Raw genomic sequence first — 26,588 nt, 5'->3', positions numbered from 1 at the left:
GGGTGAGGGAGGCGAACCTCCCTCCTGCGTACTCTCTGTTAATATGCTGGCCAAGCGATGATTAACAGGATCAGCAGCATGATGACGTATCTCATCATCGTCCCTTTCCTTTTTAGAGCCCCTGCTTCGGTAGGGGCTTTCCCGTTTCAGCCCTATGCTGCGCCCCTATCGTAAATTCCTTTTATTGCTGTACAACACGCAATGCTGCCTTTAGTTGCCAACTGCGGCAAAGCACGAAAACAGAATGTATGCGTTACAGAAAGAGATTTTGAGGCAGGGAAATCAGAGGAAAGATGGGCAGGTCAACCGCCTGCCCATGTAGAGGAAATCAGTACAGCAGACGAGCACGAATGGTTCCCGGAAGGGCTTTCATCGCCAGCAGCGCTTTCTCCGCCACATCTTCATCCGCTTCAATATCGATAACCACATAACCTACCTGCGCTGAAGTTTGCAGATACTGCGCGGCAATGTTGACGCCCTGCTCGGCAAAAATCTGGTTCAGTGCCGTCAGTACGCCCGGACGGTTTTCGTGAATGTGCATCAAACGACGACCACCGTGCAGCGGCAACGAAACTTCCGGGAAGTTTACCGCAGACAGCGTAGACCCGTTGTCGGAATACTTGGTCAGTTTCCCAGCTACTTCCAGACCGATGTTTTCCTGCGCTTCCAGCGTTGAACCACCAATGTGCGGCGTCAGGATCACGTTATCGAAATCACACAGCGGCGAAGTGAAAGGATCGCTGTTAGTTGCCGGTTCGGTTGGGAATACGTCGATTGCAGCCCCCGCCAGATGTTTAGTCGCTAACGCGTCGCACAACGCAGGAATATCAACAACCGTACCGCGAGCGGCGTTAATCAGCAGCGCTCCCGGTTTCATCAGCGAAATCTCACGCGCGCCCATCAGGTTTTTGGTGGAGGCATTTTCCGGCACGTGCAGACTCACCACGTCGCTCATATTGAGCAGGTCGGAAAGATGCTGTACCTGCGTGGCATTGCCAAGCGGGAGTTTATTTTCAATATCATAGAAAAAGACATGCATCCCGAGCGATTCCGCCAGAATGCCCAACTGAGTACCAATGTGGCCGTAGCCGATGATCCCCAGTTTTTTCCCACGCGCTTCAAAAGAGCCGGTAGCCAGTTTATTCCACACGCCGCGGTGCGCTTTGGCGTTCGCTTCGGGTACGCCACGTAGCAGTAGCAGCAGTTCGCCAATCACCAGCTCAGCAACGGAACGCGTGTTAGAGAATGGTGCGTTAAACACAGGGATCCCGCGCTTTGCCGCTGCACTTAGATCAACCTGGTTGGTGCCAATGCAGAAGCAGCCAATCGCGACCAGTTTCTCTGCGGCGTCAATCACATCTTCAGTCAGATGGGTACGGGATCGCAGGCCAATGAAGTGGGCATCACGGATGGACTCTTTCAGTTGTTCAGTGTCCAGAGCACCTTTGTGAAACTCGATGTTGGTATAACCTGCTGCACGAAGGCTTTCGAGTGCTTTTTGGTGCACGCCTTCAACCAGCAGAAATTTAATCTTATCTTTCTCCAGTGATACCTTTGCCATTTCCCCGACCCTGTCTTTTTTGTTCAAACTGATGTGTTGTGTGTGGGATTTTCATCCGTCTCTTCAACATATCAAAAAATAATATTGCGGCAATATGAACGTTTGCGTCGCCGTGCTGAAGAAATGTCATTCAACGGGAAATGTCAGAGGAAAATACTGGCGATAACTTTTTCTTTGGAGAGATCGGCAGGACAATATTATAAACGTGACACAAGTCACCAAATTTGCCCTGCCAAAATTTTTTTAACGGGAGAAGACGCTCCCGTCAGATCATTTTACGATAGTTTTCACGCCGTCAGGCGTACCGATCAGCGCGACATCCGCGCCACGGTTGGCAAACAGGCCGACGGTTACCACACCTGGAATCGCATTGATGGCATTTTCCAGCGCGATGGCGTCGAGGATCTCCAGACCGTGCACATCGAGGATGACGTTGCCGTTGTCCGTCACGACGCCCTGACGGTATTCAGGACGACCGCCCAGCTTCACCAACTGGCGAGCCACAGCGCTGCGCGCCATTGGGATCACTTCGACCGGCAGCGGGAAGTTACCGAGAATATCGACTTCTTTAGACGCATCCGCGATGCAGATAAATTTCTTCGCCACGGAAGCAATGATTTTTTCACGGGTCAACGCTGCGCCGCCGCCCTTGATCATCTGCATGTGACCGTTGATTTCATCCGCGCCGTCAACGTATACGCCGAGGCTATCCACTTCGTTAAGATCGAACACGTGGATGCCAAGGCTTTTGAGTTTTTCAGTCGATGCGTCCGAACTGGATACTGCACCTTCAATCTGACCTTTCATTGTGCCCAGCGCATCAATAAAGTGTGCGGCTGTTGAACCTGTACCTACGCCCACAATGGTGCCGGGCTGTACATACTGAAGTGCCGCCCATCCTACTGCTTTTTTCAGTTCATCCTGCGTCATGATCGTTTCGCCTGTGGTGTGAATATGGTGGGAAAATTCACGCGCATTATAGAACATTGTGCAGAAAAATGTCCCCACACCCGCTCGCAAGCGGCGGATTTCGTCTTTACCCAATCAAAAATTGTGTCATAGTGCAGAACAAGCAAAAATTTCAGGAGTGCGTCAAAGCAATGAAACGTCCGGACTACAGAACACTACAAGCACTGGATGCGGTTATTCGTGAACGAGGATTTGAGCGCGCGGCGCAAAAGCTGTGCATCACGCAATCCGCGGTTTCACAGCGCATAAAACAGCTTGAGAATATGTTCGGACAACCGCTGCTGGTGCGCACCGTACCGCCGCGCCCAACGGAACAGGGACAGAAACTACTGGCGCTTCTGCGCCAGGTTGAACTGCTGGAAGACGAGTGGCTGGGCGATGAACAAACCGGCTCGACGCCGCTTCTGCTTTCGCTGGCGGTGAACGCCGACAGTCTGGCGACCTGGTTACTTCCGGCGCTGGCCCCGGTACTGGCTAATTCACCGATTCGACTGAACCTGCAGGTTGAAGATGAAACCCGAACCCAGGAACGTCTGCGTCGTGGTGAAGTAGTCGGTGCGGTGAGTATTCAACATCAGGCGCTGCCAAGCTGTCTGGTGGATAAACTGGGCGCGCTGGACTACCTGTTTGTTGGCTCTAAACCTTTCGCCGAGCGTTATTTCCCAAACGGCGTCACCCGTTCCGCCCTGCTGAAAGCCCCGGCGGTCGCGTTTGACCATCTTGATGATATGCACCAGGCGTTCTTGCAACAAAACTTCGACCTGCCGCCGGGCAGCGTACCGTGCCATATCGTTAACTCGTCTGAAGCCTTCGTCCAGCTAGCCCGTCAGGGAACAACCTGCTGCATGATCCCACACTTACAGATTGAGAAAGAGCTGGAAAGCGGTGAGCTTATCGACTTAACGCCAGGCCTGTTCCAGCGTCGGATGCTGTACTGGCACCGCTTTGCACCAGAAAGCCGCATGATGCGCAACGTCACCGACGCGCTGCTGGCCTATGGCCACAACGTACTGCGTCAGGATTAATTCCTCGAACAGAGGCCGGATAGCGGCGTAACGCCTTATCCGGCCTGCAAGCCTTTCCCCTCTTTTCATGCTATTCCCGCCACGTCTTTGAAATACATCACAAAATAAAACACGCCACGCGGCAAAAAAAGACGTCCTGTTGGCTATTTTTTGCTGGCGACAAGCCAAATGAAAAAGCACACCGTATTCGCAAAGATTCAACTTATTGCGTAATACGGAGCAAAAAATGGCTAATGTGCAGGAGTGGCAAACACTCGCCAATAAAGAACTCAGTCGACGGGAAAAAACCGTTGAGTCGCTGGAAAGACAAACGGCGGAAGGGATTGCCATCAAGCCGCTGTACACCGAAGCGGATCTCGATAATCTGGAAGTGACGGGCACCCTGCCCGGTCTGCCGCCTTACGTGCGTGGCCCGCGCGCCACTATGTATACCGCGCAGCCGTGGACGATTCGCCAATACGCCGGTTTCTCTACCGCCAAAGAGTCCAACGCCTTTTACCGCCGTAACCTCGCCGCTGGGCAAAAAGGGCTTTCCGTCGCCTTTGACCTTGCCACTCATCGTGGCTATGACTCAGACAACCCGCGCGTAGCGGGCGACGTCGGCAAAGCCGGCGTGGCGATCGATACCGTCGAAGATATGAAGGTGCTGTTCGACCAGATCCCGCTGGATAAGATGTCGGTATCGATGACCATGAACGGCGCGGTGCTGCCGGTACTGGCGTTTTATATCGTCGCGGCGCAGGAGCAAGGCGTGACGCCGGAACAGCTCACCGGGACCATTCAGAACGATATTCTGAAAGAGTACCTGTGCCGCAACACCTACATTTATCCGCCAAAACCCTCCATGCGCATTATCGCCGACATCATCGCCTGGTGCTCAGGCAACATGCCGCGCTTTAATACCATCAGCATCAGCGGCTATCACATGGGTGAAGCCGGGGCAAACTGCGTACAGCAGGTGGCGTTTACGCTGGCAGACGGTATTGAATACATCAAGGCCGCGCTTTCCGCCGGACTGAAAATTGATGACTTCGCCCCGCGCCTGTCATTCTTCTTCGGCATCGGCATGGATCTGTTTATGAACGTCGCCATGCTGCGCGCTGCACGGTATCTGTGGAGCGAAGCGGTCAGCAGTTTTGGCGCGACCAACCCGAAATCTCTCGCTCTGCGTACCCACTGCCAGACCTCAGGCTGGAGCCTGACCGAGCAGGACCCGTACAACAACGTGGTACGAACCACCATTGAGGCGCTCGGCGCTACGCTTGGCGGCACTCAGTCTCTGCATACCAACGCTTTTGATGAAGCGCTCGGTCTGCCCACCGATTTCTCAGCCCGTATTGCGCGTAATACGCAGATCATCATTCAGGAAGAATCAGAGATCTGCCGCACCGTCGATCCGCTGGCCGGATCGTATTACGTCGAATCACTCACCGATCAAATCGTGAAGCAGGCGCGCACGATCATCAAGCAGATTGATGAGGCAGGCGGCATGGCGAAGGCGATTGAAGCCGGGCTTCCTAAACGGATGATCGAAGAAGCGTCCGCGCGCGAACAGTCGCTGATCGACCAGGGTAAGCGCGTTATCGTCGGGGTGAACAAATACAAGCTGGATAAAGAAGACGACACGTCGGTGCTGGAGATCGACAACGTGAAGGTGCGCAACGAGCAGATTGCCTCACTGCAGCATATCCGCGCCACCCGCGACAATGATGCGGTTAAAACCGCGCTATCCGCGCTGACCCACGCCGCACAGCAGAATGAAAATCTGCTGGCAGCCGCCGTCAACGCCGCCCGCGTTCGCGCCACGCTCGGCGAAATATCCGATGCGCTCGAGGCCGCCTTTGACCGTTATCTGGTTCCCAGCCAGTGTGTTACTGGGGTGATTGCGCAAAGCTATCACCAGTCCGACAAATCCGCCGATGAGTTCGATGCCATTGTTGCGCAAACTGAACAGTTCCTCGCAGAAAATGGCCGCCGCCCGCGTATTCTGATCGCCAAGATGGGTCAGGACGGCCACGATCGCGGCGCAAAAGTGATCGCCAGCGCCTACTCCGATCTCGGCTTTGATGTCGATCTCAGCCCGATGTTCTCCACACCGGAGGAAATTGCCCGTCTGGCGGTAGAAAACGATGTGCATGTCATTGGCGCATCATCGCTGGCGGCGGGTCATAAGACATTGATCCCGGAGCTGGTCACCGCGCTCAAAGGCTGGGGACGCGAAGACATTTGCGTCGTCGCCGGCGGGGTTATTCCGCCACAGGATTACGCTTTCCTGCACGAGCATGGCGTGGCAGCCATTTATGGCCCAGGCACGCCAATGCTCGACAGCGTCCGCGATGTGTTAACCCGTATCAGTCAGCATCATGATTAACGCCGCCACGCTTGAGGATACCGTCCGCCGCTTGCGACTCGGTGAACGGGCTACGCTCGCCCAGGCGATGACGCTGGTCGAAAGCAATCACCCGCGCCACCAGCCGCTGAGTACGCAATTGCTGGACGCGATTATGCCGTTCACCGGTAACGCCCTGCGTCTGGGGCTCACCGGCACGCCGGGCGCGGGTAAAAGCACCTTTCTGGAAGCATTCGGCATGCTGTTAATTCGCCGCGGGTTACGGGTAGCGGTGATCGCCGTCGATCCCAGCAGCCCGGTCAGCGGCGGCAGCATTCTGGGTGATAAAACCCGCATGACGGAACTGGCTCGCGCAGAATCTGCGTTTATACGTCCGGTTCCTTCCAGCGGTCATTTAGGCGGCGCCAGCCAGCGCGCCCGCGAATTAATGCTGCTGTGCGAGGCGGCTGGCTTCAACGTGGTGATTGTGGAAACCGTCGGCGTTGGGCAGTCAGAAACCGAAGTCGCAGGCATGGTGGATTGCTTTCTCTCACTGCAAATCGCCGGCGGTGGCGACGATTTGCAGGGCATCAAAAAAGGCCTGATGGAGATGGCGGATCTGGTCGTCATCAACAAGGACGACGGTGATAACCGTACCAGCGTTGCCATCGCCCGCCATATGTACGAATCCGCCCTGCATATTCTGCGCCGCAAATATGACGAGTGGCAGCCGCAGGTTCTGACCTGTAGCGCCCTGGAAAAACGCGGCATTGAGGAGGTTTGGCAGGCGATAACCGACTTTAAAACGTGCCTTACCGCCAGCGGTCGACTGGAAAAAGTCCGCCAGCAGCAGGCGGTGGAATGGCTACACAAGCAGGCTGAAGAAGAAGCCCTGCATCTGCTGTTTGCCCGGGCTGATTTCGACCGGTATTTCCAGCAGACACTGCTGGCCGTCAAAAACAATGATCTTTCGCCGCGCACCGGCCTGCGGCACATCAGCGAATTTATCCAGCATCATTACTTTTAATAAAGAGAACATTATGTCTTATCAATACGTCAACGTGGTCATCATCCAGAAAGTCGCGGTCATTGAGTTCAATTACGCCCGCAAGCTCAATGCCCTAAGCAAAGTGTTTATTGACGATCTGATGCAGGCGCTGAACGACCTCAATCGTCCGGACATTCGCTGCATCATTCTGCGCGCCCCGAGCGGGGCCAAAGTGTTCTCTGCCGGGCATGATATTCATGAACTCCCCACCGGACGTCGCGATCCGCTCTCTTATGACGATCCGCTGCGTCAGATAACTCGTATGATCCAAAAATATCCGAAGCCGGTGATCTCCATGGTTGAAGGCAGCGTCTGGGGCGGCGCGTTTGAGATGATCATGAGTTCCGATCTGATCATCGCAGCCAGTACGTCTACCTTCTCCATGACCCCGGTCAACCTCGGCGTGCCCTATAACCTGGTGGGCATCCACAACCTGACCCGTGACGCTGGTTTTCACATCGTTAAGGAGCTGATTTTTACCGCCTCGCCCATCACCGCTCAACGCGCCATGGCGGTCGGGATCCTCAACCATGTCGTTCCAACCGAGGAACTGGAAGATTTCACCCTGCAAATGGCGCATCACATCTCGGAAAAAGCGCCGCTGGCAATCGCCGTCATCAAAGAAGAACTGCGCGTGTTGGGCGAAGCACACACCATGAACTCTGACGAATTCGAGCGCATTCAGGGCATGCGCCGCGCGGTGTATGACAGCGAGGATTATCAGGAAGGGATGAACGCGTTTATGGAAAAACGTAAACCTAATTTTGTTGGCCATTAATCACGTCCGACGAAGGAGACGGCCATGAAACGGATGAGCGCCGAACAGGCGGCAGAAATTATCCAGCACGATGATATGGTGGCGTTCAGCGGCTTTACCCCCGCGGGTTCGCCAAAAGCGTTACCCACCGCAATTGCCCAACGCGCCTGCGAACGGCATCAGGACGGGCAGCCTTTTCAGATCCGCCTGCTGACCGGGGCGTCAATTGGCGCCGCCGCTGATGATGCATTATCCGCGGCGGATGCCGTTTCCTGGCGTGCGCCTTATCAAACCTCATCTGGCCTGCGCGAGAAAATTAACCAAGGCCAGGTGAGGTTTGTCGATCTCCATTTGAGCGAAGTCGCGCAGATGGTTAATTACGGCTTTTTTGGCGATATCGATGTTGCCGTCATTGAAGCCTCCGCCATTGCGCCGGATGGCCGGATTTGGCTTTCCAGCGGTATTGGCAATGCGCCTACCTGGCTGCTGCGGGCGAAAAAGGTGATTATCGAGCTGAATCATTACCATAATCCACGCGTGGCTGAGTTTGCCGACATCGTAATACCCGGCGCACCGCCGCGGCGTAACAGCGTACCCATATTTCATACCATGGATCGCGTGGGCAGTCAGTGCGTGCAGATAGACCCCAGGAAAGTGGTAGCGGTGGTGGATACCGAGCTGCCCGATGCCGGGAATGCGTCGGATAAAACCAATCCGGTCAGCCAACAAATTGCCGATAACGTCGTCACTTTCCTACTGGCAGAAATGGCGCACAAACGCATTCCAGCAGAGTTTCTGCCCTTACAAAGCGGCGTGGGCAATATCAACAACGCGGTAATGGCGCGACTGGGGGAGAATCCGGATATTCCGCCCTTTATGATGTATTCAGAGGTGTTACAGGAATCGGTGGTGCATCTGCTGGAAACGGGCAAGATCACCGGTGCCAGCGCCTCCAGCCTGACCATCTCAGCCCCGTCGCTACAGAAGATTTACGACAATATGGACTTCTTCGCCAGCCGAATTGTGCTGCGCCCGCAGGAGATCTCCAATAACCCGGAAATCATCCGTCGGCTGGGGGTCATTGCACTCAACGTTGGGCTGGAGTTTGATATCTACGGCCATGCCAATTCCACGCACGTTGCGGGCGTGAACCTGATGAACGGGATCGGCGGCAGCGGGGATTTCGAGCGCAACGCCTACCTGTCTATCTTTATGGCGCCGTCGATTGCCAAAGGCGGGAAAATCTCAACCATCGTGCCGATGTGCAGCCATGTCGACCACAGCGAACATAGCGTTAAAGTGATCGTGACCGAACAAGGGATTGCCGATCTGCGTGGGTTATCTCCGATGCAGCGGGCGCACACGATTATCGATAACTGTGCGCATCCCCTTTACCGGGACTACCTGCACCGCTATCTGGAAAAAGCGCCCGGCGGGCATATCCATCACGATCTCAGCCATGCGTTCGATCTGCATCGCAACCTTCTCGAGACAGGATCGATGCTCGGTTAACTTGCCGTACCGTCACGATCTTCAGCAATATGCTGGAGCATGGTGCCGGTATAGCGATGATTTTTCAGCGAATAGAGAAACTCCTGCATATACATGGGGCTGCCGGGCGCGTCGAAATACTTTAGCGTCGACGGATTCACCAGCCGCCAGGCAAAATGAGGAATCACCGTCAAAAACTGCCCGCGCTCCACCGCGCTAATCTTGGCCATAAAGCTGTACGGACGGTAGATAATCGTCGGATTGATCCCGCAGGGCCGCATATAAGCATCCAGCATTGCCTCAAAGTTGGCGCGATTCTGGAAGCGCATTTGCAGCCAGGGTAGCTCGCGCAGCAGATCCTGCGGCTGTTTCTCTTCGTAGCGCCGGGAAACGAGAAACCCCAGACGTAGCGGAGGCAGTTCGCTGATCGCCAGATTTTCCAACTCTTGTACGCGGGGAGAAACGTGCTGTGGCGAGATAATGAAATCCAGTTTGCGGTCGAACAGATTATCAATCACCCCATTCTCACTGAATTCAACGGCCTGGGCCGTCACGCCGTCATATTTATCGCCAAGGCTAATCAACTGGTCAAAAATAATCGTTGGATAAGTATTATCGATACCGATGACGATTTCCCGCGAGCGACAAGAGGCGTTATGAATTTCGTTATCAATGGCAGAGAGGCGCTGATAGACGGGAAACAGCTTCTGATAGAGCTCCTGTCCGGCTTTATTCAGGCTGATGTTGTTATCTTTACGGGTAAACAGCGTATAGCCGATTTGATCTTCCAGTGCAGCAATGCTTTTACCGAAAGGCGATGCGGTCATATGTATTTTTTCTGCCGCTCTGGCGATGTTATTGGTTTGCGCCAGCAGAATGAAATTACGCATCTTTTTCGAGATAAAAATATCCATAGCGTCCCCTTAAAAATCGCTATGGCCTATCCTCATTACCACGAAAAAAAAGACTGAATGTGAGGTCTCATTTTTACAGTTGCTCACAGAAAAAACCGGCTGGAATGTTTTGTCGGCCTGATGAGACGCGTAAGCATCGCCATCAGGCTAAAATCTTGCCGGATGGCGACTTACGCCTTATCAAGACTACTTATTGGTTACTGTAGGCTCAATCTGGAAGACAACATCAACCTGATCGTCAAACTGAATAACCGGCTGTTCGTAGGTTTCCTGAGCGGAGGTTGCAGGCGCTGCATCTGCTTTCATCATCCGTACCATCGGGCTCGGTTGATAATTGGAAACGTGGTAACGCACACTGTAAACGGGACCCAATTTGCTATTAAAGCCCGCGGCCAGCTGTTCAGCCTGATGAACAGCATCATCAATCGCCGCTTTACGCGCTTTGTCTTTGTAAGCATCCGGCTGGGCAACGCCCAGCGATACCGAACGAATCTCATTCAGACCGGCCTTCAGCGCGCCATCAAGCAGAGCGTTGAGTTTGTCCAACTGACGCAGCGTGACTTCAACGGTGCGCACTGCACGATAACCTTTGAGGATGCTTTTGCCGTTCTGGTAGTCGTAGTCCGGCTGCGTACGCAAGTTTGCAGCGCTAATGTCTTTCTTCGCTATCTGGTTCTGTTCAAGGAAGGACAGATATTGCGCCACGCGCTCATCGGCCTGCTTCTTCGCGGAAGCCGCATCCTTTGCAGCAACGTTCACTTCAATCGCCAGGGTGGCGATGTCTGGTGTTGCATCTACGCTTGCCGTTCCGGAAGTCACGATGTGCGGTCCATTTGGCAACTCATTTGCCTGTACCGATAGTGCGCTGAATCCGACTAATGCCGCCAGGGCCATTATTTTGAACTTCACGGTCGTTCCTCCATGTTTCATTAATTACCCCAAAACTCAGGGCACATGCAGGCAAGCTTAGCCGATCTCGCTGCGTTGTCCATCAGACAACACTTAGTTGAACAGCGCATGAACGTGCGCAACACCTTCTTTTGCCAGTTGAAAAGCGATAAACCACATCACTAATCCTACCAGCGTATTGATGATGCGCTGTGCTTTCGCAGTTCGCAGACGCGGAGCCAGCCAGGCCGCCAGCAATGCCAGACCGAAGAACCACAGGAACGAAGCGCTGACGGTTCCCAGTGCAAACCAGCGTTTAGGCTCAACGTCCAGTTGTCCCCCCAGACTCCCGAGCACCACAAAAGTATCCAGGTAAACATGTGGGTTGAGCCATGTCACCGCCAGCATAGTGGCGATGATTTTCCAGCGCCCCTGCTTCATCACCTCGGCGCTGGCCAGTTCCAGATTACTGCTCATTGCCGTTTTTAGCGCACCGAATCCGTACCAGAGTAAAAATGCGACCCCGCCCCAAGTGACCAGCGCCATCAGCCATGGCGACTGCATCAGCAAGGCGCTACCGCCGAAGATCCCCGCGCAAATCAGCACTAAATCACTGATAGCGCAGAGTAAAGCAATCATGATGTGATACTGACGACGGATCCCTTGGTTCATCACGAAGGCATTTTGTGGACCAAGCGGAAGTATCATGGCTGCACCAAGCGCAAGCCCTTGAAAATAGTAGGATAACATGTAAAACATCTCACATAATTGTCTTGTGGGCAGACTATACTGCGCGGGATTCATTAGAGGAAATGGATAATATTAATCAGTAATTAGCATTATTAATAATACCGTGCACACTCCCCTCCATATTCAGTCTCTGACAATAGCGATTGTGCGTTACCCGGGGTATGCTGAAAGATAAATCTGTCTATACCAAAGGAATGGGTATGAAGCATAACGCGAACATTTTTCTCTTCTGTGCCTCGCTGATAGTTACCAGTTTGTGGCCCACTGTCGCCAGCGCAGACAGAACGCTGCGCTATACCGATCACGAGCCATATGGCAACATGCGTACCCGGCTCATAAAAGAGACTTTTTTTCGTGCGATCGAACAAGAGTCGCTTGGACGTTTGAAAATCGACGCTCACTGGAACGGCGAGCTGTCCACCAGCTATGACGCCTTAAAAACGATCGGCCAGGGCAGCGTGGCGGATATGGGGATCGTGGTCCCTGAGTACACGCCCGAACAACTGCCGCGACACCAGATTTTTAAGAGCTTCCCCCTCGGACCGGGCCGTGGTGAAGCGCAGGTTAACGCCTTTCAGCGGATTTTCCGCGAGTATCGCCAGTTTGGTCGCGAGCTGGAAAACAACAATCTGGTGAATCTTCAGTTTTTCCTCGGCTATCCGGTTGGATTTTTTACTACCAAGCCGAACGTCGATTTGGCACAGCTGAATGCAAGCCAATGGCGGACCGCCAGCTTTTGGCATCAATCATTTTTACGCAACGCGGGCGGCGTGCCGGTCAGCATGCCATGGAATGAAAAAATTACCGATGCGCTTCAGACCGGACAGCTTGACGGCCTGATGGTTAACCTCGACAGCGGAGATGATATCCATGCCCAGCGGGCGGCCCCCTATATTCAGCTCTCCCCTTCGCTCTGGCTCGGACACGTTTATCTTCTGGTGATGAATAAAGACGTCTGGGATAGCCTGGACGTGAAAGATCGCGCAGCCATCAATCGGGCCGCCGCCATGACGCAAAAGCGTATTGGCGCAGTGCAGGACGCAAGCCTGACCGCAATGGCGAAAAAGATGGCAAAAGAGGGTGCACACGTTCATTACCTGACCAACAGCGAGCTGAATGCGTGGCAAGCCGCTACCGGGTATCAGCACGTTCAGGCCGAATGGATTGCCCAACAGGAAAGTAAAGGAATAAACGATGTTGGCGAGCTGATGCAGGGTGTCAGCGCAATTCTTAACAAGACGAGATAAATCAACGCCCGCCTCTCTCTGGCGGGCGTTTTTAGCTGAAGTTACTCGGTCGCGTTCTCTTTCACGCGTTTAAAGTTCACATCCATCTGCGGGTACGGGAAGCTGATACCGTTGGCGTCAAACTCGCGCTTAATACGCTCCAGTACATCCCAGTAGACGCTTTGCAGATCGCTGCTGTTGCTCCAAACACGTACGACGAAATTAATCGAGGAAGCGCCCAGCTCATTCAGGCGTACCGTCATTTCACGGTCTTTTAGGATGCGATCTTCAGACTGGATGATATCAGTGAGGATTTTTTTCACCTGATCGATATCGGAGTCGTAGGCCACGCCGATAATAAATTCGTTACGACGGACCGGCTCGCGAGAGAAGTTAATGATGTTCCCGGCAATGATTTTACCGTTTGGGATCACCACAATCTTACCGTCTACGGTACGCATAGTTGTGGAGAAAATCTGCACGTTAAGCACGGTTCCCGCAACGCCGCCAAGGTCTACATATTCACCCGCGCGGAACGGACGGAACATCACCAGCAGCACGCCTGCGGCGAGGTTGGACAGCGACCCTTGCAGTGCCAGACCGACAGCTAAACCTGCGGCACCGAGAACGGCGATCACGGAGGCAGTTTGCACCCCAACGCGACCCAGCGCGGCAATCAGCGTGAAAGCGATAATACCGTAGCGCACCAGTGCAGAAAGAAAGTCGGCAACGGTGGCATCAATTTTACGCGCCAGCATCAGGCGATTAACGGTGTTTGATACGATACGCGCCACGATCATACCGATAATGACAATCGCGAGAGCCGCAACGATGTTGACGGCATAGCTCAACAGTAGTTCCTGATTGCGGACCAGCCAGGTGCCCGCACCGTTTATGCTGTCGACAACATTCAAATCTTCCATTCAATAGTCCTTTTTTGCTTACCCAAACGGGAGAAATAAAGCCGCCCTAACGGGACTGGCAACCTGACAAGGGTAAACAATAAACTCAGATTTTGCCAAACAGATCACAGAATTCTCTGTCAGCAGCACATTGAAATGGCAATAAAAAAGGCCCGCATTTGCGGGCCTCATGTCACGTTGGACGGCGTAAATTACAGAACGTCAACCGCGTTCAGTTCTTTGAAAGCCTGTTCCAGACGGGTGATCATAGTTGCCTGACCAGCACGCAGCCATACGCGCGGATCGTAGTATTTCTTGTTCGGCTGATCTTCGCCTTTCGGGTTGCCCAACTGACCCTGCAGGTAAGCTTCGTTTGCTTTGTAGTAGTTCAGAACGCCTTCCCAGGTAGCCCATTGGGTATCGGTATCGATGTTCATTTTCACTACGCCGTAGCTTACGGAGTCTTTGATTTCCTGAGCAGTAGAACCGGAACCACCGTGGAAGACGAAGTTCAGGCTGTTATGCGGCAGGTTATGTTTCTTAGAAACATAGTCCTGAGAGTCGCGCAGGATGGTCGGGGTCAGAACTACGTTACCCGGCTTGTAAACGCCGTGTACGTTACCGAAGGACGCTGCGATGGTGAAACGCGGGCTGATTTTGCTCAGCTCGGTGTATGCGTAGTCAACGTCTTCCGGTTGGGTGTACAGTGCAGAAGCGTCCATGTGGCTGTTGTCCACGCCGTCTTCTTCACCACCGGTGCAACCCAGTTCGATTTCCAGAGTCATGCCCATTTTGGACATGCGCGCCAGGTATTTGGAGCAGATTTCGATGTTCTCTTCCAGAGACTCTTCAGACAAGTCGATCATGTGAGAAGAGAACAGCGGTTTGCCAGTTGCTGCGAAGTGTTTTTCACCCGCGTCCAGCAGACCGTCGATCCACGGCAGCAGTTTCTTCGCGCAGTGGTCAGTGTGCAGGATAACCGGAACACCATAGTGTTCAGCCATCTGGTGAACGTGATGCGCACCAGAGATAGCACCCAGGATTGCAGCGCCCTGAGGAACGTCAGACTTCACGCCTTTACCCGCGATGAAAGAAGCACCACCGTTGGAGAACTGGACGATGACCGGCGCTTTAACTTTTGCAGCGGTTTCCAGAACGGCGTTGATGGAGTCGGTACCAACGCAGTTAACAGCTGGCAGAGCAAAGTTGTTTTCTTTAGCTACCTGGAAAACTTTCTGTACGTCATCACCAGTGATTACGCCTGGTTTTACGAAATCAAAAATTTTAGACATGTTGCGAGTCCTGTATCTTCGGCCTTGGAAAGGGGGCGCGCTCGACAGCGCGCTAATAATTGGGCAGGTTTCCCTGCCCATCAATGTCTTACTTTTTAGCACGCTCTTCGAGCATGGCTACTGCTGGCAGTACTTTGCCTTCCACGAATTCGAGGAATGCGCCGCCGCCAGTAGAGATGTAGGAGATTTTGTCAGCAATGCCGAACAGGTCGATTGCTGCCAGGGTGTCACCGCCGCCTGCGATAGAGAATGCTTCGCTGTCTGCGATAGCATTAGCAACGATTTCAGTACCTTTGCGGAAGTTCGGGAATTCGAACACGCCAACCGGGCCGTTCCACAGAATGGTTTTCGCATTCTTCAGGATGTCAGCCAGCTGCTGTGCAGAAGCGTCGCCGATATCCAGGATCTGCTCGTCTTCTTTTACATCGCTAACGGATTTAAGCGTAGCCGGTGCAGTTTCAGAGAATTCAGTCGCTACGCGAACGTCAGTCGGGACCGGAATATCGCAAGTCGTCAGCAGACGCTTAGCTTCATCAACCAGGTCAGCTTCGTAAAGGGATTTGCCGACGTTGTGGCCTTGAGCAGCAACGAAGGTGTTCGCGATACCACCACCAACGATCAGCTGGTCAGCGATTTTTGACAGAGAGTCCAGAACGGTCAGTTTGGTAGAAACTTTAGAACCGCCAACGATAGCCACCATCGGACGAGCAGGTTCTTTCAGCGCTTTACCCAACGCATCCAGCTCAGCAGCCAGCAGCGGACCAGCGCAAGCTACGTCGGCGAATTTACCGATACCGTGGGTAGAAGCCTGCGCACGGTGAGCGGTACCGAAAGCGTCCATTACGAATACGTCGCACAGCGCAGCGTATTTTTTGGACAGTGCTTCGTCGTCTTTCTTCTCGCCTTTGTTGAAGCGAACGTTTTCCAGAACAACCAGTTCACCGGCAGCGACTTCAACGCCGTCCAGGTAATCTTTTACCAGGCGAACCGGAGCAGACAGTTTGTCTTTCAGGTAGTTAACAACCGGCAGCAGAGAGAATTCTTCGTTGTACTCGCCTTCGGTAGGACGACCCAGGTGGGAAGTTACCATCACTTTAGCACCCTGTTTCAGGGCCAGTTCGATGGTCGGCAGGGAAGCACGGATACGCGCATCGCTGGTTACTTTCCCTTCTTTAACTGGTACGTTCAGGTCCGCACGGATAAAAACGCGTTTACCAGCCAGATCCAGATCGGTCATCTTAATTACAGACATGGTGAATCCTCTCGTTGATTCATAAAGTTTTGTCGACGCTCAAGCGTCGAGCCTGAAACCAATAGCAGCCATCGCTAACGTTGTGTCGAGCATACGGTTAGCAAAGCCCCATTCATTATCACACCAGACCAGCGTTTTGATCAGGTGAGCGCCACTCACGCGCGTTTGCGTACCATCAACGATGGCGCTGTGCGGGTCGTGGTTAAAATCTACAGAGACCAACGGTAATTCCGTATAGTCAACTATACCATGAAATGCACCTTGTGCTGCTTTTTGCAGCAACTGGTTGACTTCACTGGCTTTTACTGGTTTTTTCACCGTCACGCTTAAGTCGATCGCCGTCACATTTATGGTCGGTACACGCACCGCAATCGCTTCAAAACGATCGTTAAACTGCGGGAAAATTCGCGTGATGCCCGCCGCCAGTTTGGTATCAACCGGAATAATAGACTGGCTGGCCGCTCGCGTGCGACGCAGGTCAGGATGATAGGCATCAATAACCTGCTGATCGTGCATCGCGGAGTGGATCGTGGTGACGGTACCAGACTCAATGCCGTAAGCATCATCCAGCAATTTAATGACGGGTATTATGCAATTCGTGGTGCAGGAGGCGTTGGAAACGATCCGGTGTTCAGCGCGCAGCTGATCCTGATTAACGCCATACACAACGGTTGCGTCGATGTCGTGACTACCAGGATGTGAAAAGAGCACTTTTTTTGCACCTGCGGCAATATGCGCCTCGCCGTGTTCGCGGTTGCCGAAGACCCCCGTACAATCCAGCACAACGTCGACACTCAGTTCGCGCCAGGGAAGCGCATCGAGCGTTCGCTCATGCAGAATGCGGATCGCGTCATCGCCAACGATGAGCTGGTCACGTTCCTGACGAACATCCCAGGCAAAACGTCCATGGCTGGTGTCATATTTCAACAAATGCGCCATGCCTGCAGCATCCGCCAGTTCGTTGATTGCCACCACGGTGATTTCCGCCCGACGCCCGGATTCATACAAAGCACGAACCACGTTGCGTCCGATGCGACCGAAACCATTAATCGCTACGCGTACGGTCATAGGTCTCCTGCAAGGATTTCTCAGAAACGATGTGGCAGACAGAGTAATGCAGCAAATCGCTCAGGGAAACCTTACCTGTCGCAAACTGCGACTAATTGGTTAATTGTCGAACATTTAATCGACTGAAACGCTTCAGCTAGAATAAGCGAAACGCGGAATAAAAGGAATGATTGTCCAGCCAAAGAAAACAGTTATCTGACGTACATCACATTTTTCCCGCTGAGACCGGGGGAAATTATTCCAGTAAACCGTAATAATCATTACGGCTTAACAGGAATAATTGGCCTTCACGCAATCCGATATTCACCAGATTCCAGCATCTCCAGCGTCAGGTCACCAGGCAGACTCGCTTCCAGTACCCGACGAACATTCGGTCCGTCGGTACGCTCATAAAACGCCTCAGCGTCAGCTTGTGATAGTCCGCCCGCCAGTTTACGGCCTACCAGTCGTGTACGGAGCGCGTTGGCAGGAGCACGAATAAACAGCGAGTAATCACAAAACTCAGCTAACGCCCGCCACCTTTCATCATCGCGTAATAACCAGTTACCTTCCACAATCACAATCGGCGCGGTCACTGTTATGGCCGCTTCTACCGGATCGTGTTTTTGCCGGTCGTACTGTGGCCAGGTGCCCTCCCCTTCCCTTATCAGACGTAGATTCTGTGCAAGCTTATCCACATCAAAGGTTTCCGGCGCACCTTTGTATGCTCGCAGGTTATGAGCATCCAGCCAGGTGTTGTAGTGATGGAAGCCATCCATCGGCAGCGTCTGGATCTCCGGCAGGTCAGGATCCTGACGGGAGAGATATTCCCAGAAGGTGGTCAGCGTCGATTTACCCGTACCAGGCGGTGCGCTGAGAAAAACGATCGTTCGTCGCTGCGGGTGAGTGGCATGTATTTTTGCCAGCTGTTGTAATAACGGTTTGTGGACGTTCTCTATCTCATCATCACGGTAATGTGCTTCAACCTGTAGCCCATTCACCGTTAGTTTGATTTTCACGGCGTTAATTCCTTTAAAATCGCCGTCACTGCCAGCGTCATTGCCGTCTTGACCATTGCGCTAAAGCGCACTTCGGACCATGCAGCAAAGTCGGCAAATTTCATCGACTCCAGCGCACCGTAGAGCGTTGCGTTGCGGGTGATACTGTTCACGTTGCTGACAAAATCCCAGGTAATGTCATCGGCAAAACCGGGGATATTATCCTGCTCATTCAGATACTGATAAAACTGAGAGAAATGGGTGATGTCGGCATAAAGCCATTTATCCATTTTTCCCAACGCATAAATCAGACGTAACGCAACGTCGATATCGTCAAGCGGTCCACTCTGGGCGAGTAACGGCTTCACTGCATATTCCACGATCTCTTCATCGTTATTAACGAACAGCGACGGTAGAAAGCGCTTAATGCCCTGGAGCAAAATGTTATGTGCCGTCGTCATAAACGAGAGTAAATTATTTTGAGCATCCAGTTGCTCAAGCACATCGTCTTCTGTCAGCGTCGTCATTCGTTTCTCGATAAATCACCATGAATGCAGAGAGTCTATTATATTACACGTTCGATCCGCGCCGCCGATCAGTAAAGTTTGCGTGCGCACACCATTCGCAACCTGTTGGATCCCTTTCACAAGATCTCCGCCCGTGACCCCTGTCGCGCTAAAGAGGATCTTATTTCCCCCTACCAGTTCGTCCAACGCGTAGATCCGGTTGATCTCAACGCCCATTTCCGCGCAGCGCTGATGTTCCTGTGCCGCAATCAGACGATTATCTGCGTTATTTCCTTTCGCTTCACAAAAATCAATCAGTTCAGCCTGCATATCGCCCCCCAGCGCTTTAACCGCACAGGCTGAAATAACCCCTTCAGGCGCGCCGCCAATGGTATACATCAGATCATAAGGATTCTCCTGCATACAGGCCAGCACGCTGGCGGCCACGTCACCATCGGGCAGAGCAAAGACCTTGACGCCAAGCCGTGTCGCCTCGGCAATCGCTGGTTGAAGGCGCGGTTTATCCAGCGTCACCATCCGCAGTCGCTCCAGCGGTTTACCCAATGCCTCTGCCACATTACGCAAATTATCTGCCAACGGCAGCGCCAGATTAATCGCCCCTTTCGCAAACCGATTAACAACCAGTTTTTTCATGTACATATCAGGGGCGTGTAACAAACTACCGCGAGGGGCAAACGCCATGACGGCCAGCGCATTGCTTTGCCCCATAGCCACCATTCGGGTTCCTTCGATAGGATCAACGGCGATATCTACCTCAGGTCCGCTGCCGGTTCCCACTTCCTCACCAATCCACAGCATCGGGGCTTGATCAATCTCCCCTTCGCCAATAACGATGCGTCCGCGAATGGCAATACTGTTCAATGCTTCCCGCATTGCCGTCACAGCCAGACCATCAATCTTGTTTTTATCGCCGCACCCGGTTTGCGGCCAGGCTGCCAGTGCAGCCTGCTCCGTGATACGAAATAGCGGCCATGCCAGCGACATCATATCGCCGCCTCCCCGATATCAACGCCAAAGTGTGCCAAAAGGTATTTTTCTGCCTTTTCATTCCAGATACCGTGCGTCTCCTCCACCAGTAGCGCCAGTTCTTTGAATAATGGGTCAGTTTTCCCTTTCTCGGCAAAATCAGCAATGGCGGTTAGTGGCATGGTAACGCCGTTATATATCAGCTTCTTACCGCCGGGGATCGCCGGTAAATTCAATACAGTTTCCGGAACTGCATCAAGGCCGCCAATGTGCGTCACCATAAACGACGGTTGCAGTTGGCCAGTTGCACTGAGCGCAATAGCCTCTTTCATATCATCCGTTGAACCACCGGATGTCCCGACAACGTGAGTGCTGTTGTAGTGCACGTTATAAAAATTAAACGGCACTTTGAAGTTACTGTCCGTAGGACCGGCAAAAAAATTCAGGCAACCATCTTCCGCGAGTAAATCATCAGCCATCTCAACAACTGCAGGCACTGCCGCATACACAAAGACATCATCAAAACCTGCGTCATGAGTTAACGCTCGCAGCATCGCTGTCGGAGAATCCATGCCAGTAGTATTCACATAGATGAGCTCAATCCCCTTTTCTGCCGCCAGCTCAACGGGCAACAGTTTTTTAGCCTGCGCCAGTCGTGCTTCGCCAATGTCGACCACCACCACGCGTGACGGCTGAATATTTCCGTTAATGGCATAATCTATTGCACCAATACCCATCGGCCCGGCGCAGGCCAGAAGCGCAATGTTCCCCCCTGGCTTAATCCCCATGCGATGCTCATAAACGTAAGGCGTGGTATGAAAATTCGCGTTATACGCGCCAATAATGCAGCACATCGGTTCTGCCAATGAGGCGGCGGCAAAATAAGAGCCGTGGTAAGGCAAAACGCATCCCAGGTTAATCGCCACTTCCGGGATAATCATATATGTCGCATTGCCGCCAAAATATTCGTAGCTGTATCCCGCTGAATATCCACTTGGCAATCCCATCGCGGGTTGCAACACAAAACGCTGACCTTTCTTATATTTATCCGTCAGGTTTTTCCCCACCTCAACAATGATACCTGCACATTCATGTCCGGTAATAACCGGATGATTTTCCAGATCGTCCGGTACGCGTTTATGATCGCTCCCCAATGCTGCTGCTTTCCAGGTGGACAAACAAACGCTATCGGATATTACGCTTACTAACAATTCATTATCTGTAATTGCAGGCAGTTCAAATTCGCGGATACGAATATCCTGCTTGCCATATATGGCAGCAACTTTCGTTTTCATATTCACTCCAAAAATAGAAGAAGGCTAAATAGCTGCGCCTAATACCGCTACACTTTTGCCTGACCATGTTTTCCTCCGGGGAATGGGCTGGCGGTTTCCATAAAATGGCGGACCTTTTTCAGTAACTGCCACATTGAGCGGCACTGATGATTACGGGTTATCGTGTCATGAAGTGCCTGCCATAGCCGTTCCACATGATTCACCCACGGCGAGTAAACCGGCTGGTAAATTACCCTGAACTTGGGATTTGCTTTCAACCAGCGCTGTGTTTCGCGGCTTTTATGGATAATGTAGTTATCAACGATCAGCGTGATTGTTTTCGCCCGCCGGTAAGTGGCTTTCAGGTGCTTCAGCAGAGCGATAAACAGCGCTGAACTTTTGCTGTTGCCGCCCACGTAGCTGACTTTACCCGTGCCACTGTGCAGTGCGCCGGCCAGATAGTATTTTTCGTTCTGCCCCGGCGTCACTACCCGTTTCTGCTGTCCGCGCAACTGCCAGTCCGCACCGATTTTAGGATTAAGGTGGATATCCACTTCATCTTCATAAAATACCGGATGCTCTGCGCTGCATTCATCCAGCGCTTTGTGGATTACCGCCATCTTTTCATCTTTATGTGGGTCACGGATACGCAGAGTTGGCGCGGCCCTGCGCCATACAAGCCCCGCAGATGGCAACCAGCGGCGAACGGTTCCTGCATGTAACTGGCAACCGGTTATCTCATTGATTTTTATTGCCAGTAATTCGGTGCTCCAGCGTGAACGTTGATAACCAAAATCGCCGGGAGAATGCTTTATCAGCTCACGTAACAGGGTGCAGATATGTTCAAAAGGCCAGCGTCGGGAGCGCCCTGCGGGTAAGGATTTCAGGCCTTCAATACCTGAGTGCGTAAACCAGTTAATCCAGCGACCAACGGATGAACGAGCACAACAGAGAGTTCTGGCAACATCGCTGACCCGTTCACCCCGATGAAGCATCAGCATGGCCGTGAGTCTGCGGGCATGATTTTTATCGCGCGTTTTATGAATAGCTTTCTGCATCAGGCGTCGTTCGCCACGGGGTATTGGTGCTATGATCGGCATCGCTCAGTCCGGTTGGTGGTTTTGGTTGGTTTGGCGATTGATCAGATCGCACAATCCGGGCTGAGTTCCCTTTCAGTGATCTACTATTCCGCGCATCTATTTAGTTCGCAGTAATGCGTTTAAATAAATCATCCAACAATGGGTCACCAATATAGTTCTTAATCAGCACTAATGGCTTTTCACTTACACGTTTAACACGACCTTCAAGACTGGCATGGGTGACAATAATATCGGCATCTTGCGGAACGTTTTCGATAGCATAATGCGTCACAGTAATATTCAATCCCGCTTTCTCCAGACGCTTACGAAACGTGGTTGCCCCCATAGCACTGGAACCCATTCCTGCATCACAGACAAAAGCGACACGTTTAATGTTTTTATAAGAGAATTTCCCTTCCTGCTTCATCGCTTTGACGGCTCTGGCTGATTCAGCAAAGTCATCTTCACTTTCTGTTTCAACGTTCTTTTCCATTTTCAGGATGACAGAGGTAATAACAAAAGTAACAACGGTTCCCGCGGTGACTCCTGCAATGGTCGCGAGGAAAGAACCTTTCGGCGTTAATGCCAGATAGGCGAATATGGATCCTGGGCTTGGCCCCGCAACTAACCCACCGTCCAGCAGGTGGAATACCCACGTCCCGGTCATTCCCCCGGCAATCATCGCGATCAGGGTCAGAGGCTTCATCAGCACATACGGGAAATACAGCTCATGAATACCACCGAGGAAGTGGATAATCATGGCGCCTGGCGCAGACTTTTTACTCATCCCTTTGCCAAAGATAGCAAAGCCGAGTAACAAACCTAATCCCGGCCCTGGGTTGGATGCCACCATGAAGAAAATCGATTTTCCCGTTTCAGAAGCTTGCTGCATACCCAGCGGATAATACACCCCCTGATCGATGGCATTGTTCAGAAAGAGTATTTTTGCCGGCTCATTGATTACGGATAGCAACGGCAGATAGCCCGCATGAACCAACGCTTCAATACACTCCTTCACAAAATTATTGGCAATGAGAACCGCCGGGCCGATAACTTCAAATCCCAGCAAGCATAAGAGCATTCCCGCAATACCAAGAGAGAAATTATTGATAACCATCTCGAAGCCTGCAGGAATGCGTTTTTCCAGCAGACGGTCGATATGCTTAATCACCCAACCGCCAAGCGGCCCCATTACCATCGCGCCAAGGAACATCGGGATATCCGCGCCCACAATAACGCCAATAGAACCAATGCCCCCCATTACCGCACCGCGTTTCCCGCCAACCAGATGTCCCCCTGTGGAGCCAATCATGACGGGCAGTAAATAGGTAATCATCGGACCGACAATTTTGGCGAAATGCTCATTCGGCATCCAACCAGTAGGAATAAATAATGCGGTAATAAAACCCCAGGCAATAAATGCGCCGATGTTGGGAATGACCATTGCAGTCAAAAACCCACCAAAAGCCTGGACTTTGGCACGAGCAGACTTGTTTTCCATAATAATGTCCTGAAAGGAAACCGTTAATTATGCTTGAGCGATAATATCCGCCAATTGTTTTTCTGATTTAGCCGCTAACAAAGCGGTTAGTGCTTCCTCTTCACATAATAATTCGCTTAAGGCCTGAATAGCGCCAATGTGTGAATCAGCATTAGCCGCCGACAATCCGATTAATAATCTAATGCCTTCATCGTCTTCGGCAAATTTCACTTCCTGTTTGAGAAGCGTTAATGACATACCGGTTTTTAACGCGCCACACTCCGGTCGAGCGTGCGGCATGGCGACGCCTGGCGCTAAAATATAATAAGGACCATTGTTAATCGTTGAGTCTTTAATGGCCTGAATATAATCTGAATTGACATAATGATTGGCAAGTAAGGATGACATAGAAAAGTCAATTGCCTCCTGCCAGTTCTTTGCTGAATTTTTTATTGAGATAGATGATTCGGGAAAGTAATCAATCAGCCGCATACATTTTCCTTATTTTATTTTTAGGGTACGAGTTAGCGTTAAAAATAAAATACGCGCACGGCGAAATGAAATCAATCGAGGAGAAAACTACATACAGCGCAGAATGTTTTTTGGTGATGCCTTTAAAAACAATAAACTGAGAAAAGAAATATAAAAATCAACAGCAATAATGTGATTCAAGTTGCAAATATAAAACATCACTAAATATCATATTTGTGATGCAAATCTACATTTTCGGATTGCGCACGACCAAATAAATTTACTTACTTTAAAAAAACGGGCCGCATAAGCGACCCGTTTTCACCTGTAATCAAAATTACAGCAGTTCTTTTGCTTTCGCGACAACGTTGTCTACAGTGAAGCCAAACTCTTCAAACAGCAGCTCAGCCGGTGCAGACTCACCAAAGGTAGTCATACCAACGATAGCGCCGTTCAGGCCCACGTATTTGAACCAGTAGTCTGCGATACCCGCTTCCACTGCAACACGTGCGGAAACAGCTTTCGGCAGTACGGACTCGCGATAAGCGGCATCCTGTTTGTCGAACGCGTCGGTAGACGGCATGGAAACCACGCGCGCTTTAACGCCTTCAGCGGTCAGTTTGTCCCAGGCAGCCACAGCCAGCTCAACTTCAGAACCGGTCGCGATGAAGATCAGTTCCGGCTGACCGGCGCAATCTTTCAGCACGTAACCACCGCGCGCGATGTTCGCCAGCTGCTCTTCGGTACGTTCCTGCTGTGCCAGGTTCTGGCGGGAGAGGATCAGCGCAGTCGGACCGTCCTGACGCTCTACACCGTATTTCCATGCAACGGCAGATTCAACCTGGTCACACGGACGCCAGGTGCTCATGTTCGGGGTCACACGCAGCGAAGCTACCTGCTCTACCGGCTGGTGAGTCGGGCCATCTTCGCCCAGACCGATGGAGTCGTGGGTATAGACCATCACCTGACGCTGTTTCATCAGCGCAGCCATACGCACCGCGTTACGGGCATATTCCACAAACATCAGGAAGGTGGAGGTGTACGGCAGGAAGCCACCGTGCAGGGAGATACCGTTAGCGATAGCGGTCATACCGAATTCACGTACACCGTAATGGATGTAGTTACCGGCAGTATCTTCGTTGATAGCTTTAGAACCAGACCACAGAGTCAGGTTACTTGGTGCCAGGTCAGCGGAGCCGCCGAGGAATTCAGGCAGCAGAGGACCAAAAGCTTCAATCGCGTTCTGAGACGCTTTACGGCTGGCGATTTTCGCCGGGTTAGCCTGCAGCTTAGCGATGAACTCGTTCGCTTTTGCGTCGAAGTCAGACGGCATTTCACCTTTCATACGACGGGTGAATTCAGCAGCTTCCTGCGGGAAGGCTTTCGCATAAGCAGCGAACTTCTCGTTCCATGCAGCTTCTTTTGCCTGGCCTGCTTCTTTCGCATCCCACTGCGCGTAGATTTCAGACGGAATTTCAAACGGCGCGTATTTCCAGCCCAGCTGTTCGCGGGTCAGTGCGATTTCTGCATCACCCAGCGGTGCGCCGTGAGAGTCGTGGGTACCAGCTTTATTCGGGGAACCGAAACCGATGATGGTTTTGCACATCAGCAGGGACGGTTTGTCGGTCACAGCGCGAGCTTCTTCAACTGCGCGCTTAATCGCGTCAGCATCGTGACCATCAACGCCACGAACCACGTGCCAGCCGTAAGCTTCGAAACGCTTAGCGGTGTCATCGGTGAACCAGCCTTCAACGTGGCCATCGATAGAGATGCCGTTGTCATCGTAGAACGCTACCAGTTTACCCAGCTTCAGCGTACCGGCCAGGGAACATACCTCGTGAGAGATACCTTCCATCATGCAGCCGTCGCCCATGAAAGCATAGGTGAAGTGGTCAACGATGTCGTGACCAGGACGGTTAAACTGCGCCGCCAGCGTTTTTTCGGCGATAGCCATACCCACAGCATTCGCAATGCCCTGACCCAGAGGACCGGTAGTGGTTTCAACACCCGCGGTGTAACCCACTTCCGGGTGACCCGGCGTTTTGGAATGCAGCTGACGGAAGTTCTGCAGCTCGGACATCGGCAGATCGTAGCCGGTGAGGTGCAGCAGGCTGTAAATCAGCATGGAGCCGTGACCGTTGGACAGCACGAAGCGGTCACGGTCAGCCCAGGACGGGTTAGTCGGGTTGTGGTTCAGGAAATCACGCCACAGGACTTCGGCAATGTCAGCCATACCCATCGGGGCACCCGGGTGACCGGATTTGGCTTTCTGTACTGCGTCCATGCTCAGCGCACGAATAGCATTGGCAAGCTCTTTACGTGAGGACATTTTGACTCCAGAT

General features: G+C 52.4%; 23 protein-coding genes. 6 read left to right on the top strand and 17 right to left on the bottom strand.

Features of this window, described 5'->3' with window-relative positions:
- Positions 1-328 precede the first annotated feature (328 nt).
- Together serA and rpiA are read right to left on the bottom strand one after the other, a co-directional pair.
- Positions 329-1,561, bottom strand: a complete 1,233-nt coding sequence (serA, locus tag HV350_RS04480) for a phosphoglycerate dehydrogenase (RefSeq protein WP_016154363.1) — start codon at positions 1,559-1,561, stop codon at positions 329-331.
- A 270-nt stretch (positions 1,562-1,831) separates the two neighbouring features.
- A complete protein-coding gene (gene rpiA / locus HV350_RS04475; RefSeq protein WP_016154364.1) occupies positions 1,832-2,491 on the bottom strand; it encodes a ribose-5-phosphate isomerase RpiA in 660 nt (219 codons plus the stop codon).
- 170 nt (positions 2,492-2,661) lie between these two features.
- Between rpiA and argP the strand changes: the two genes are divergently transcribed.
- The 5 genes from argP to HV350_RS04450 all read left to right on the top strand — a co-directional run bounded on the left by argP (position 2,662) and on the right by HV350_RS04450 (position 9,201).
- Complete coding sequence (gene argP, locus HV350_RS04470; RefSeq protein WP_003825477.1) at positions 2,662-3,555, top strand: DNA-binding transcriptional regulator ArgP; 894 nt, start codon at positions 2,662-2,664, stop codon at positions 3,553-3,555.
- A gap of 226 nt (positions 3,556-3,781) precedes the next feature.
- The gene (gene scpA / locus HV350_RS04465) at positions 3,782-5,926 is read left to right on the top strand and encodes a methylmalonyl-CoA mutase (protein ID WP_181629876.1); all 2,145 of its coding nucleotides are present in this window, start codon (positions 3,782-3,784) and stop codon (positions 5,924-5,926) included.
- On the top strand, positions 5,919-6,911 hold the full coding sequence (gene meaB / locus HV350_RS04460; RefSeq protein WP_181629874.1) for a methylmalonyl Co-A mutase-associated GTPase MeaB: 993 nt from the start codon (positions 5,919-5,921) through the stop codon (positions 6,909-6,911). The genes scpA and meaB overlap by 8 nt, the downstream gene beginning before the upstream one ends.
- A 13-nt stretch (positions 6,912-6,924) precedes the next feature.
- On the top strand, positions 6,925-7,710 hold the full coding sequence (scpB, locus tag HV350_RS04455; protein ID WP_016154367.1) for a methylmalonyl-CoA decarboxylase: 786 nt from the start codon (positions 6,925-6,927) through the stop codon (positions 7,708-7,710).
- 24 nt (positions 7,711-7,734) lie between these two features.
- Entirely contained in the window at positions 7,735-9,201 is a 1,467-nt protein-coding gene (locus HV350_RS04450) for an acetyl-CoA hydrolase/transferase family protein (protein WP_046274940.1), read from the top strand.
- Here HV350_RS04450 and HV350_RS04445 read toward each other — a convergent pair.
- The 3 genes from HV350_RS04445 to argO all read right to left on the bottom strand — a co-directional run bounded on the left by HV350_RS04445 (position 9,198) and on the right by argO (position 11,732).
- Positions 9,198-10,094: a LysR family transcriptional regulator gene (locus HV350_RS04445; RefSeq protein WP_046274941.1), complete on the bottom strand. Its 897-nt coding sequence runs from the start codon at positions 10,092-10,094 to the stop codon at positions 9,198-9,200. The two genes, HV350_RS04450 and HV350_RS04445, sit on opposite strands and share 4 nt — an antisense overlap.
- 186 nt (positions 10,095-10,280) lie before the next feature.
- Positions 10,281-11,003, bottom strand: a complete 723-nt coding sequence (locus HV350_RS04440) for an oxidative stress defense protein (protein WP_029139653.1) — start codon at positions 11,001-11,003, stop codon at positions 10,281-10,283.
- Positions 11,004-11,096: 93 nt separating this feature from the next.
- Positions 11,097-11,732 carry an arginine exporter ArgO gene (argO, locus tag HV350_RS04435; RefSeq protein WP_003027005.1) on the bottom strand — a complete coding sequence of 212 codons (636 nt, stop codon included), beginning with the start codon at positions 11,730-11,732 and terminating at the stop codon, positions 11,097-11,099.
- 200 nt (positions 11,733-11,932) lie between these two features.
- On the opposite strand from argO, the gene dctP reads away from it, so the two are divergent.
- Positions 11,933-12,979 (top strand): TRAP transporter substrate-binding protein DctP, encoded by a 1,047-nt coding sequence (gene dctP / locus HV350_RS04430; RefSeq protein ID WP_046274956.1) that lies wholly within the window; start codon positions 11,933-11,935, stop codon positions 12,977-12,979.
- Positions 12,980-13,020: 41 nt separating this feature from the next.
- Here dctP and HV350_RS04425 read toward each other — a convergent pair whose 3' ends face one another.
- From HV350_RS04425 to tkt, 12 genes are all read right to left on the bottom strand, one after another.
- Positions 13,021-13,881 (bottom strand): small-conductance mechanosensitive channel MscS, encoded by an 861-nt coding sequence (locus HV350_RS04425; protein ID WP_019077645.1) that lies wholly within the window; start codon positions 13,879-13,881, stop codon positions 13,021-13,023.
- Between the two features lie 191 nt (positions 13,882-14,072).
- Positions 14,073-15,152 (bottom strand): class II fructose-bisphosphate aldolase, encoded by a 1,080-nt coding sequence (fbaA, locus tag HV350_RS04420; RefSeq protein WP_003027029.1) that lies wholly within the window; start codon positions 15,150-15,152, stop codon positions 14,073-14,075.
- An 88-nt stretch (positions 15,153-15,240) separates the two neighbouring features.
- Positions 15,241-16,404 (bottom strand): phosphoglycerate kinase, encoded by a 1,164-nt coding sequence (gene pgk / locus HV350_RS04415; protein ID WP_003027032.1) that lies wholly within the window; start codon positions 16,402-16,404, stop codon positions 15,241-15,243.
- A 39-nt stretch (positions 16,405-16,443) separates the two neighbouring features.
- Positions 16,444-17,472, bottom strand: coding sequence for an erythrose-4-phosphate dehydrogenase (gene epd, locus HV350_RS04410; protein ID WP_016154379.1), 1,029 nt, complete (start codon positions 17,470-17,472; stop codon positions 16,444-16,446).
- 287 nt (positions 17,473-17,759) lie between these two features.
- A complete protein-coding gene (locus HV350_RS04405) occupies positions 17,760-18,470 on the bottom strand; it encodes a nucleoside/nucleotide kinase family protein (RefSeq protein ID WP_181629872.1) in 711 nt (236 codons plus the stop codon).
- The gene (locus tag HV350_RS04400) at positions 18,467-18,976 is read right to left on the bottom strand and encodes an MltR family transcriptional regulator (protein ID WP_016154381.1); all 510 of its coding nucleotides are present in this window, start codon (positions 18,974-18,976) and stop codon (positions 18,467-18,469) included. Before HV350_RS04400 ends, HV350_RS04405 begins: the two co-directional genes overlap by 4 nt.
- Positions 18,977-18,991: 15 nt before the next feature.
- On the bottom strand, positions 18,992-19,963 hold the full coding sequence (glpX, locus tag HV350_RS04395) for a class II fructose-bisphosphatase (RefSeq protein ID WP_131346837.1): 972 nt from the start codon (positions 19,961-19,963) through the stop codon (positions 18,992-18,994).
- Complete coding sequence (locus HV350_RS04390) at positions 19,960-21,237, bottom strand: zinc-binding dehydrogenase (protein ID WP_181629870.1); 1,278 nt, start codon at positions 21,235-21,237, stop codon at positions 19,960-19,962. The genes glpX and HV350_RS04390 overlap by 4 nt, the downstream gene beginning before the upstream one ends.
- A gap of 47 nt (positions 21,238-21,284) precedes the next feature.
- Positions 21,285-22,316 carry an IS630-like element ISEc33 family transposase gene (locus HV350_RS04385; RefSeq protein ID WP_046092923.1) on the bottom strand — a complete coding sequence of 344 codons (1,032 nt, stop codon included), beginning with the start codon at positions 22,314-22,316 and terminating at the stop codon, positions 21,285-21,287.
- 100 nt (positions 22,317-22,416) lie between these two features.
- The gene (locus tag HV350_RS04380) at positions 22,417-23,796 is read right to left on the bottom strand and encodes a PTS mannitol transporter subunit IICB (RefSeq protein ID WP_016157435.1); all 1,380 of its coding nucleotides are present in this window, start codon (positions 23,794-23,796) and stop codon (positions 22,417-22,419) included.
- Positions 23,797-23,823: 27 nt separating this feature from the next.
- Complete coding sequence (cmtB, locus tag HV350_RS04375) at positions 23,824-24,267, bottom strand: PTS mannitol transporter subunit IIA (RefSeq protein WP_016157436.1); 444 nt, start codon at positions 24,265-24,267, stop codon at positions 23,824-23,826.
- 316 nt (positions 24,268-24,583) lie between these two features.
- Entirely contained in the window at positions 24,584-26,575 is a 1,992-nt protein-coding gene (gene tkt / locus HV350_RS04370; RefSeq protein ID WP_016154386.1) for a transketolase, read from the bottom strand.
- Positions 26,576-26,588 lie beyond the last annotated feature (13 nt).

Origin of the sequence: Citrobacter sp. RHBSTW-01013 (assembly GCF_013781985.1) — a bacterium.
Taxonomy (GTDB): Bacteria; Pseudomonadota; Gammaproteobacteria; order Enterobacterales; family Enterobacteriaceae; genus Citrobacter; species Citrobacter braakii.
Note: the sequence above shows the minus strand (reverse complement) of the source record. Positions and strands in the feature narration are given on the sequence as shown.